This window comes from Methanospirillum hungatei, from assembly GCF_020216685.1.
Classification (GTDB): Archaea; Halobacteriota; Methanomicrobia; order Methanomicrobiales; family Methanospirillaceae; genus Methanospirillum; species Methanospirillum hungatei_B.
Map to the genome: position 1 here is coordinate 1 of NZ_JAIWNS010000178.1, position 11,164 is coordinate 11,164.

Sequence of the window (11,164 nt, forward strand, 5' to 3'; positions counted from 1 at the left end):
GTGAATAAATCTCCAACGCGGACGGTAACCTGCAGTGATATGTTGGAAAGAAGAGATATGTTCTCCGTATATATGATACTTTAATCTGAATACAGATGCCCTGCTCCAGCGGAGATAATAGGATACCATTTTTGTGATGATCATGAGCAATACGTTCATTCAGGTAGGTCAGCATCCCTGCCCCGTATCCTTCTCTGATCAGGGTATCTGATGAACAACGCAAGAATCGGCGATAATGCGGTTGGAATTATCATGAGAAACATCGCATCCGGAAGGGAACCCATATTATCAGCAGCCCAGCCGATGATCGCTGCTCCGATACCCCCAACCCCCACACAAAGACCTAAGGTAAGACCTGAAGCAAACCCTACGGAATCAGGCAGAAGTTCCTGCATCATAGTGACCGAGGTGACATAACAGAAACATGCAAAGAATGAGTACATAAAGATACCACTATACATCAGCCATCCCTGACTTAGAAAGATAAGACAAAAAAAGGGAACTGCAGCTGCAAAGCCGAACACCAGCATATTTTTCCGCCCATATCTGTCTGAAAGATATCCTCCGGCAATCTGGCCGGCAACACCTATAAAAAGCATTATTGTGACGATAAGTGATGTGGTTATAGTGTCCATACCATGCTGTCCGAGGATTAAGAGAGCCGGGAGGTAGGTAATTATTCCAACATAAGTCCAGGCTCGAAGAGAACAGAGAAATACCACAAGACCGGCAGGAACCCACCAGTATCTCTCCTTTTTCTGCTTTGATACTGGCTTTTTCCTCTCATAATGAGCAGATACTAAAGTATTGAATTTTTTATCAACAGAATAGATCCAAACTGCTCCCAGTATCCCAGGAATTACCAGCCATGCGATGCTGGATAGCCCGAAGAAGGTTATCATTACTCCAGCGATGAGTGGGCCTATTGAGTAACTGATACTTCCACTTGTTGTAAAGATCGAGTTAAATATACCTCTCTTCTCTATTGGACTGAGCCGATACACTGATTCCATCGCTGCCGGGTGGAACAGTGCATTCCCAAGTGCTGCACCTGAAACCAGGGCCAGCATAAGAAGATAGTTATTTGTCAGGACTGCGAGGGATATCCCGGCACTTGATAGCAGTACGCATATCCATATGGGTACCTTTTTTCCAGTCCTGTCGCTGAACAGCCCTGCAACCGGCTGAACTAATGATGATGTCACATTATAGGTAGTTACCATAAATCCTGCCAGAAAAAATGAGAGATTCATATTAGTAATCAGGACCGGAAGAATGATGGGCAGAAATGGTGAGTAGAGATCTACCAGGAAATGCCCCCCGATACTAGAATAAATCTTCTTTTTAGATTCTGTTACCATGGATGAAATCTCTCAAAAAAATAAGGGAAAAAGGAGATTATGAGATTTGTGGGTAGATGAATATCCCGTCCTTCTTTACATCAAGACCCGGCACTTTCAGGAACCGATCTACATACTCCTGATGGATTGCATAAGGATCAATATCAGAAAGTTGATCCGGATAGAGAGCTTTTGCCATGTATAAGGCTCCAAGACAGTTGCTGTGTGAGACGATATTCACATCAAGGAGATAGACTTTGTTATTCTTGACCGCATCAAGTTTATCAAATCCAGGTCTGCTCTTTATGCGATCAAGTTCTGCCTGGGCCGCATTCTTGTCAGTATACCCATATCCGAGTGCTTCATCAATGTCTTCCATAACAATAGCTTCCGGATTCTTCGCTATGACCACTTCTGGATCAATCTCGAAGTAGGACGCAGTATCCATGATCTTTCCAGCGGTATCTTTCGTATTCTGGGTCATGGTATCTGCTCCGAGGAACTGTAATGTCTTGATTGTCGGACAATCATTGCCACCACTTCCAAGAGCTCCGTTCTTTCGTGGGTACAGATAAATGACTTTTGTCTTCTCATCTTCAGATAATCCTGCTACCTTGTCATGAATGCTTCCGAGAGTTCCTCCCATCCAGTTGACATACTCTTCTGCAGTTGATGGAGAACCGGTCAGATATCCAAGCATCTTCGAATAACCAAGGCTGTTCTGAATATCACCATGGTAAATCATAGCCAACGGAGTCAAGCCTGATTCCTGTAATTTTTTCATCAGTCCTTCATCAAAATACTGATTATTCACAATCAGGTCAGGCTTGAGAGCAATAAGTGCTTCCATGTCCGGTTCTTCTGCAGAACCCAGATTCTTTTGCTTGCTGATAGTTGGAAGAATAATATCCCGGTTTACGGTATTCTCATCAATTCCTACGATCTTGTCCCCGACTCCGATAACCTGTGCATTTTCTGCGATCATCCGGTCAAGAGTAATGAGCCTTTGTACCGGGGTCTTTACTTTTACTGGTTGTTTGAAGGCATCCTGTACCCACATTTCTGTCGCAGTTCCATCGATGATCTTCTGTACCTGCTCAGCGTCTGCACTATCTACTTTTCCATCCTGATTGGCATCTGCAAGTGGAGTGGATGCTGTTTTTCCAGCGGCAATTTCGTTGATAAGATCAATATCCTGCTGGTCAATGTTCATATCTGAATTCGCATTTCCAAAAATATACAGGGTAAATTCCATCCCTGATGCAGATCCTGTAGTCGTCAGACAACAAAGAGTGAGGAGTGTTAAGAGCACTCCTCCATAGATACACCATTTTTTCATACTAAATCACTACCTATCAATTTATGTTATGATCAAATTTAAATATAGCACAATCATTCATACCTTATTTCAAAATAGTAATATTGCATCCCAACACATTTCTATGAACGATCATCAGGGGGTATCCCTGAGGTATTGTGAGGTCATGAGTCAACATAACCCGGAAAATTCTCAAAGTAATGCTTCAATGTCTGAAATACAATCCTCGTATTATCGGTATCATTCTCGAAAGGTCCTGTTTCTTCTCTCCGTTTCATTTGGAATTCTATTTTTGGTTGGGATAGCGGCATCTTTTGGATCCTATGAGCTGGATCTTGTTACGGTATACACCACAATATTTGCAGGCATTTTTCCCGGGATGGGAATACCAGAATCTGTTGCGAATACAATAATATGGGATATCCGACTCCCAAGAATATCCATGGCCATTGTATGCGGGGCAAGTCTTGGTGTAGCTGGTGCAATACTGCAGGGAGTGCTTCGAAACCCGCTTGCTGAACCATTTACCTTAGGGATATCTTCAGCTGCCGCGATGGGCGCATCCCTTGCAATCATCGGGGGGCTAAAATTATTTGGAGCATACAGTGTGGTCCTCAATGCATTCATAAGTGCATTTCTTGCTACCATGGTCATTTACTCCATTGCAAAAAGTAAAGGAATGACCCCGGAAGCGATAATTCTTGCTGGTATTGCTATCATGTTCCTTTTGGATGCGGTTACGTCATTTATGCAATACCTCGGAACAGCCGAACAGGTACAGGCCGTGGTCTTCTGGATGATGGGAAGTGTATCGGTAGCCAATTGGGAGACTGTTTTTATTGTTTTTTGCATTGCAGTCATAGCCATCCCGTATCTCATCTACAAGGCATCAGATCTCACCATTATAGGAGCCGGAGATGAAACCGCTCACAGCCTGGGAATAAATGTGGAGCATGTACGGATGCGAACACTTATATTTGCTGCTCTTCTCACCGCTTCAGTCACTGCTTTTTGTGGAATCATCGGATTTGTAGGGCTGGTTTCCCCACATATCACAAGGATGGCTATCGGGGGAGATAACCGGTATGTGATTCCAGGATCTGCCCTTGTCGGAGGAATTCTCCTTCTGGGTGCTGATACCGTTGCTCGAACGATCCTTGCCCCAATGATTTTACCAGTGGGTATTATGACCGCCCTTGTGGGTGTTCCCTTCTTTATGTTTCTTTTTATGCGAAAGAGGAAAGAATTATGGTAAATCTAGAAATTAACGATGTCAGTTTCAGTTATCCGGGTGCTGATATTCTCCACAATATCACCTTTTCTATCGGACCTGGAGAGATGACCGGATTAATCGGACCAAATGGATCAGGGAAAAGTACCCTCATTAAATGCATTGATACCATATTAAAACCAAAAGGCTCGATTCTATTAAGCGGGAAGGACATTCTGACTATGCCCCGGGTTGATCTGGCAAAAAGTATCGGACTGGTTCCGCAGCATGGTACCAGTGCAATGGACTCAACTGTCTTTGAAACTGTTCTGATGGGCAGAAGGCCTCATGCTGCCTGGAGAATCAGTGAAGAGGATATTAACAAGGTTGCAAATGCTCTCGAACGTCTGGGTATAGGGGATATGGCAATGAGGGATTTTTCAAGTTTGTCCGGAGGACAGAAACAGATGGTCCTTCTGGCCCGGGCAATATGCCAGGAACCGGAAGTGCTCCTTCTTGATGAACCAACATCAGCCCTAGATATCAGACACCAGCTCGAAGTTCTGGAAATTGTCAATCATCTGGTAAAAGAACGGAATATGTCAGCGATCATTGCGTTACATGACCTGAATCTTGGTGCCCGGTATACTGATTCAATGGTAATGCTTCGGCAGGGTGTTATCTTTTCTGCCGGAAGCCCGGTGGACCTGTATACTCCGGAAATGATTGAAGAGGTGTATGGAGTAAAAGCAGAGATCATTTCAGTTCATGGAAAACCTCACGTGGTTCCGATTCGACCGGTGGAATACGGGCATTTTCATCCGGATGATTACAAAGCAGAAGTCAGCATGGAGATACCGGCCTGAATGTCTCATGCAGAAAACCTCTGTCCCCGGGACATCGGGGATGAGTCACTCCTTTATCAGGTTGCATCACTCTGTATTGATTTCAGGTTTATCCGTCTGATACCCGGCCTGAAGATTCGGGTAGTCCGGACCTTCATTGCTGCTCTTTTGAGCTCTGTAGCCTCGATTCTGTTGCTGTTTTACGTAAGTATTTTCATTTCCGGACTTATTGAGGGGCAATCACCCGGTACCATGTCACCTGTTATCGTTGCAATGGGAGGTATGCTCCTGCTCCGGGTCATATCTGAAGTCTATCGGGAACGTTCAGCTCACGATACCGCCGGTCTGATGAAGCGATCATTGCGATCACTGCTCTATCAGAAAATTCTCTCCTTAGGTCCAGCATACACAGATCAGAAAGATTCCGGATCTATAGCGGCTGTTTTTGTTGATGGAACAGAGCAGCTGGAGCAGTATGTTGCATATTATATACCTTACATCCTGCTTTGCATGCTGGTCCCACTCTACCTTTTTATTGCATTTGCATTGTTAATCGATACCATAACGGCATGTATTCTACTCGTCTTTGTACCTCTGGTTCCTCTCGCAATCATGATATCAAACCGGGAGAGCAGGGTGAAAAGAACAGATGTATGGCGGGATTACAAGGCACTCAGTTCCTATTATACCGAAAGCCTGCAGGGATTACCTACCCTGAAATTATTCAATCAGCATGTTTCCCGAGCCGGTGAGATACGAAAAAAGGCAGAGCAGTTAAGCAGTACCTATGTCAGGCGTCTTCGCATTGGTCTCCTGGTCAGTCTGATAACAGATATGATCCCGTATCTTGGGTATGGTGCTGCCATGCTCTATGTCTGCATACAATTGAGTAGTGGATATATGCAGACCGGACAGGTCATGCTTGTCCTCTTACTCGGTCCGGTTTTCTTTGAGCATATCATTCATCTGGGCCAGTATTATCATAACAGTGTAAATGCGAAGAGTACCATTCAATCCATTCTTTCACTCATTACAAGTGACCCGAGCATCAAAGAACCAGAGAATACACCAATACCCTCCCTTCCCCGTCCATGGTCGATCCGGTTTTCTGATGTGTCTTTTTCATATGAACCTGGCCGTCCGGTCCTGAATCACTGTTCGTTTTCCATACAGGAGGGTGAAATGGTTGCCCTGGTCGGCGCCTCCGGAGCAGGAAAAAGTACGATTGTTGATTTACTCTTCCGGTATTATGATGCAGAACAGGGTGAGATCGAGATATGTGGTCTGCCGATTCGTTCAATTCCTCTTGATCTGCTTCGGAGTCATCTCTCCCTGGTCTCACAGGATACGTATTTGTTCCATGATACCGTGAGAAACAACCTTCTCTTTGGAAACCCTGATGCGAATGATGCTGATATTGAGAAGGCAGTCCAAATCTCCCGCCTTGATGATTTTATCCAATCGTTGCCCCAGGGGTTAGATACTATTGCCGGGGAACGTGGATTACGTTTTTCCGGAGGTGAGAGACAACGGATTGCAATCGGGCGGGCAATACTCAAAGATGCACCGATTCTGATTCTTGATGAACCCACTGCAAGTGTGGATGCAGAGAGTGAACGGCATATCAGGGATGGTATCCGAACCCTCCAGTCAGGACGGACGGTCCTGGTCATCGCTCACCGCCTGTCCACGATACGGGATGCAACCCGGATTCTGGTCATGGAAGGCGGAAGTATTGTTGAGTCAGGAACCCATGAGGAACTGATACAGCACCATGGCAGATATGCAGAACTGGTAAAGGCCCAGGATCTTGCCGGGGGAGCAGCGATTTCACATCAGGGAGGGAGTGTATCATGAGGGGAAGAACCGCATTTTTCCGACTCTTCAAAGTTATTATCCCACAGATACCGATCATAAGTCTGGGAGTTCTCGCTGAGATTCTGAAATACGGGGTAACCCTTCTTATCGGGTTATTGGGTGTCGATCTGTTACGGATGGCACGGGAAGGAGCGGATCCTTCAGTTCTTATCCCCATCGGGGTGCTCATCTGTATTCTGGCGGTTTCCAGAGGAGTGTTTGGATACCTGAGCCCATATCTCTGCCATATCGGTGCATACCGGCTGCTTGCAGATCTTCGGGACCAGTTCTACCGCATCATAGAACCACTTGCTCCTGCAATACTGATGCATCGCCGAACCGGTGATATGGTTTCTGTTGCCGGGAATAATATTGAAACGCTGGAACTCTTCTTTGCTCATACTATCGCTCCGCTGATAACTGCAATCGTCATCCCCATCCTGGTCTTTGTATCGCTCTTTTCTATCCATCCACATATCGCAGTAATATATGGAATCTTCACGATCCTGATACTTACTCTTCCAAGTCTTGCAATGTCTTTGAATAACGAACGGGGGGAGTGGCTTCGTGTGCTGGTTGGCGATATCCATGCATTTCTCATTGACAGTGTGCAGGGGATTCGGGAGATCCTTGCATTCTCACGTTCATCATTCAGATATAATCAGGTAATGGACCTGAATGATGCCTACCAGGAAGAGTACGGCGTATATGTTCAAAAGAATTCGATTATTACCGCGATATACATTCTGCTCCTTTCCGGAGGAATAATTTCACTCCTGGCAGACTCGTCACTCCTGACTGTTGCAGGATCTATCGATCCACTTTACCTTCCGATTGTAGTCTTATTTGCTTCAGTAGGGTTCAGCTCGATGGCGAATGTCATTGAAATATCAAAACAACTCGGTCTGACCCTTGCCGGGGCAAAACGACTCTATGACCTGATGGACTTAAAGCCCCATGTTACTGAACCTGAACAGCCTGTCTGTCCAGACGAGTTTCAACCGTCGATCTCGATTGATGGTGTTTCATTCCGGTATTCTGATACAGATGTTGATGTTTTACAGGATATCTCATTTGATGTTTTACAGGATATCTCATTTGATGTTCCCATGGGAAAGACCGTTGCTCTCGTAGGCATGACAGGAGCAGGGAAGACAACGATTGCACATCTGATCATGCGATTCTGGGATCCTGTTCAGGGAATTATCCGGGTTGGAGGGTATGATATCCGTACCCTCTCCCTTTCATATCTCCGGAATATGGTGGCGATGGTTACGCAGGATATTTTCCTCCTCAACACTTCTATCATGGAAAATATCAGGCTTGGCCGGGCTGATGCATCAGACGGAGAAGTGATGGCAGCCGCTTTGTTTGCCCGGATTCATGAGTTTATCTGTTCTCTTCCGAATGGATACCATACGATAGTCGGTGAACGGGGAATCAGACTATCCGGAGGTGAACGACAACGAATCGCCATAGCACGGGCTGTTTTGAAAAATGCACCCATATTGATCATGGATGAAGCAACTTCCGCCCTAGATACCTGTACAGAACTTGAGATACGAGAGGCTATGAAGGAATTAAGTATGGGAAGAACGGTGCTCATTATCGCCCACCGTCTTTCCACTATCATGCATGCCGACCAGATTCTGGTCCTCAGGGAAGGAAAGATAGTTGAACGGGGAACACATGAGGAATTAATCCGATTAAACCAGGTATATACCTCTTTGATCAAGGCACAGGAGATCTGACATGATGCTTTTGTTTGAAACATACACCTGGTGCAATGGACGACCAAATGAGGGAGATGTGTGAGAATTGGGTATTCTGAAAAATGCGTTCAGCGATGTCTCATCACTGGAATATCCATTATGAGAAAGGAAAAGATGAAAAGAAATTGTAAATCTGATAACCAGGATCGGCATTCTGAAAAATTAATCCGAAATATTAGATATTGTCACCGGGACTGGCCTTTTCTTCTTTCATTATCCTTAAATGGAAACGAATGGAATTGCAGGTAAAATTTTTAAAGGAATTATTTAATTATGGTAGAATTACTGAAAGATGATAATATCTCATTGATATCTTGGCTCACCACTGCTCTTTTTGACCGGAGAATTTTCCATCTGGCAGAAGGGATGAGTCAGAGTATGGCAGTTACAACCTTTGCCGGACTAATCAGTTCAGGAACGAATATTGGCATGCTCTTTCTGGTAAGTATGCTCATCGCCGGGGTTATGAATGGAGATCCTTTGATGAGCCTTGCTCCGGTCATCGGTGGTATGATCCTTCTTTTCATGATACGGGGCGGTGCAGAAGCCCTCCGGGATATTTCTGCACAAAGAACATCGGACCTGATGAAACTCTCGGTTCGCACACGAGTCTATGAACACCTGCTCAGGCTCGGGCCGGCATACACAGAACATAAAAGTTCCGGCTCTGTTGCTGCAACAATAGCCGACGGGGTTGATACCCTTGAGCAATATGTCGGGTTTTTTATTCCCTGTCTGGTCCTGTGTTTTGTCGTGCCAGGTATTCTTTTTGTTGCATTCTCCGTTATGCTGGACCTTCCGGTAGCACTCATCCTTCTCGTATTTGTTCCGCTTGTTCCCTTTTCGGTAGCCATGTCATATAAACTCTCATGGAATGAAAAACTGGACATCTGGCGGGATTACCATGACCTGAGTTCATATTATGCAGAAAGTCTGCAGGGACTGACCACTCTGAAGATGTTTGGTCTCAGTGACCATCGTGCCGGATTACTGCATAAAAAAGCACAAAAATTGCAGGAAACATACATTAAAGCCCTTAAAATATTTTTTGGGGTTCATTATGTCTGTGATGTTGTTCCATACCTGGGGTATGGGCTTGCCCTTTTGTATGCCTGTATTCAGTTTTCATATGGAAAATTCGGCATTGAAGGGGTCATGACCGTACTCCTTGTCGGACCAATCTTTTATGAACATGTAATCGCACTTAGCCAGCATTTCCATAACAGCCTGTATGGAAAACGGGCACTTGATACCCTGGAGAAAATAATGGAAGAAGAACCAGTGGTATCAGCTCCGGTTATCCCGGTTTCTGTTCACCGGACACCACCTCCGGCTGTCAGGTTCAATGACGTTTCGTTCTCATATGAAACGGGCCGTGAGGTTTTAAAAAATCTGACATTTGACGTAAAATCCGGTGAAACTGTTGCCCTGGTCGGAACTTCAGGAGTTGGGAAAAGTACGGTTATCGATCTTCTCTACCGGTTTCATGATCCCCAGAAAGGGAGCATATATCTTGATGACACTCCGATTCATTCATTTCCACTTACCCAGCTTCGGGAACAGTTCTCCCTGGTTTCACAGGAGACGTACCTTTTTTATGATACTATCCGGAATAATCTCCTTATCGGAAATCCTGCAGCGGGGGAATCTGATATTATTGCAGCAGCAAATGCAGCCAATATTCATGATTGGATAACCGGGCTTCCTGAAGGATATGATACCATAACCGGTGAGCGGGGAAACCGGCTCTCAGGTGGAGAAAAGCAACGGATTGCAATAGCACGGGCAATTCTGAAGAATTCACCTGTTCTTCTCCTTGATGAGCCCACTTCCAGCATTGATGCCGGGAGCGAGAAACTAATCCAGAATGCTTTGGATAAACTATGCAAAGACCGGACTGTTCTTGTCATTGCTCACCGGTTATCCACAATAAAAAGGGCAGATCGGATCATGGTTATGGATGAAGGACGAATTGTTGAGACCGGAACCCATGAAGAACTGCTCAAGTCTGGCGGTCATTATGCCCGACTGGTTCAGGCCCAGCTGCGAATGCTTGAATCTGCTCCTGTAGGGGGAGATATTGTAGGGGGTGCAGAATGACTCAAGCAACACCACTTCAGCAATTAATCAGGCTGAGCGGCCTTGTGAAATCCCATCTCCGCCTTCTTGCAGCGGGAATGATCTGTGATGCGACAAAGCAACTGATTACGATCGGGATTGGTCTTTTGGGTGTTTTTCTCATCTATACTGCAAAAGAACAGAGCAACGCTTCCGCTCTTCTTCCAATAGGAGGAGCGATCCTGATTCTTGCCCTTGCACGGGGAGTTTGCGGGTACTTCGGGCCATATCTTAATCATATTGCAGCATTTCATGTATTATCAGATCTCCGGAATCAGTTATACCGGAAAGTAGATCCACTTGCTCCTGCTATCTTTATCTCCCGGAGAACCGGCGATCTTGTTTCGGTAGCGATTAATAATATCGAAATACTGGAACTCTTTTTTGCTCATACGCTGACCCAGATTGTTGTTGCAGTTCTGGTGCCGTTGATTGTTCTCTGTGGCCTTTTGTTTATTCATCCGTCACTTGCAGGAATTCTTCTGATATTCCTTATTATGACGGCTCTTATTCCGACTCTTGCTATCAGGATGAATGAAAAGAAAGGAGATCATCTCAGGCTGTTCCTTGCCAACATGGGGAGTTTTCTCATCGACAGCGTCCAGGGTATATGGGAAATCCTTGCATTTGGAAGAGGAAAAGACAGACTTGAGGCAATAATCCGGATGGTTCTGGAATACCGGAAAGAACAGCGGTCATATGTC

At 45.3% G+C, this 11,164-nt stretch carries 8 protein-coding genes; 6 read left to right on the forward strand and 2 right to left on the reverse strand.

Going from position 1 to position 11,164, the window contains the following annotated elements; translation table 11 throughout:
* Nucleotides 1–155: 155 nt before the first annotated feature.
* Entirely contained in the window at nucleotides 156–1,361 is a 1,206-nt protein-coding gene (locus LDL35_RS11120) for an MFS transporter (protein ID WP_304022425.1), read from the reverse strand.
* A 37-nt stretch (nucleotides 1,362–1,398) separates the two neighbouring features.
* Nucleotides 1,399–2,679 carry an ABC transporter substrate-binding protein gene (locus LDL35_RS11125; RefSeq protein ID WP_304022427.1) on the reverse strand — a complete coding sequence of 427 codons (1,281 nt, stop codon included), beginning with the start codon at nucleotides 2,677–2,679 and terminating at the stop codon, nucleotides 1,399–1,401.
* 145 nt (nucleotides 2,680–2,824) lie between these two features.
* On the opposite strand from LDL35_RS11125, the gene LDL35_RS11130 reads away from it, so the two are divergent.
* The 6 genes from LDL35_RS11130 to LDL35_RS11155 form a co-directional block, all read left to right on the forward strand.
* The gene (locus LDL35_RS11130) at nucleotides 2,825–3,913 is read left to right on the forward strand and encodes an iron ABC transporter permease (RefSeq protein ID WP_304022428.1); all 1,089 of its coding nucleotides are present in this window, start codon (nucleotides 2,825–2,827) and stop codon (nucleotides 3,911–3,913) included.
* A complete protein-coding gene (locus LDL35_RS11135) occupies nucleotides 3,907–4,734 on the forward strand; it encodes an ABC transporter ATP-binding protein (protein WP_304022429.1) in 828 nt (275 codons plus the stop codon). The genes LDL35_RS11130 and LDL35_RS11135 overlap by 7 nt, the downstream gene beginning before the upstream one ends.
* The gene (locus LDL35_RS11140; RefSeq protein WP_304022430.1) at nucleotides 4,735–6,570 is read left to right on the forward strand and encodes an ABC transporter ATP-binding protein/permease; all 1,836 of its coding nucleotides are present in this window, start codon (nucleotides 4,735–4,737) and stop codon (nucleotides 6,568–6,570) included.
* Nucleotides 6,567–8,321, forward strand: coding sequence for an ABC transporter ATP-binding protein (locus tag LDL35_RS11145; protein WP_304022432.1), 1,755 nt, complete (start codon nucleotides 6,567–6,569; stop codon nucleotides 8,319–8,321). The genes LDL35_RS11140 and LDL35_RS11145 overlap by 4 nt, the downstream gene beginning before the upstream one ends.
* Nucleotides 8,322–8,708: 387 nt before the next feature.
* The gene (locus tag LDL35_RS11150) at nucleotides 8,709–10,442 is read left to right on the forward strand and encodes an ABC transporter ATP-binding protein/permease (protein WP_304022434.1); all 1,734 of its coding nucleotides are present in this window, start codon (nucleotides 8,709–8,711) and stop codon (nucleotides 10,440–10,442) included.
* On the forward strand, nucleotides 10,439–11,164 hold a 726-nt coding region (locus LDL35_RS11155; RefSeq protein ID WP_304022436.1), incomplete at its 3' end, for an ABC transporter transmembrane domain-containing protein. The genes LDL35_RS11150 and LDL35_RS11155, both read left to right, overlap by 4 nt.

Excerpts from the sequence above, each read along its gene's own strand:
- LDL35_RS11120 (WP_304022425.1), bottom strand. The coding sequence starts at position 1,361 with ATGGTAACAGAATCTAAAAAGAAGATTTATTCTAGTATCGGGGGGCAT.
- LDL35_RS11125 (WP_304022427.1), bottom strand. The coding sequence starts at position 2,679 with ATGAAAAAATGGTGTATCTATGGAGGAGTGCTCTTAACACTCCTCACT.
- LDL35_RS11130 (WP_304022428.1), top strand. The coding sequence starts at position 2,825 with ATGAGTCAACATAACCCGGAAAATTCTCAAAGTAATGCTTCAATGTCT.
- LDL35_RS11135 (WP_304022429.1), top strand. The coding sequence starts at position 3,907 with ATGGTAAATCTAGAAATTAACGATGTCAGTTTCAGTTATCCGGGTGCT.
- LDL35_RS11140 (WP_304022430.1), top strand. The coding sequence starts at position 4,735 with ATGTCTCATGCAGAAAACCTCTGTCCCCGGGACATCGGGGATGAGTCA.
- LDL35_RS11145 (WP_304022432.1), top strand. The coding sequence starts at position 6,567 with ATGAGGGGAAGAACCGCATTTTTCCGACTCTTCAAAGTTATTATCCCA.
- LDL35_RS11150 (WP_304022434.1), top strand. The coding sequence starts at position 8,709 with ATGAGTCAGAGTATGGCAGTTACAACCTTTGCCGGACTAATCAGTTCA.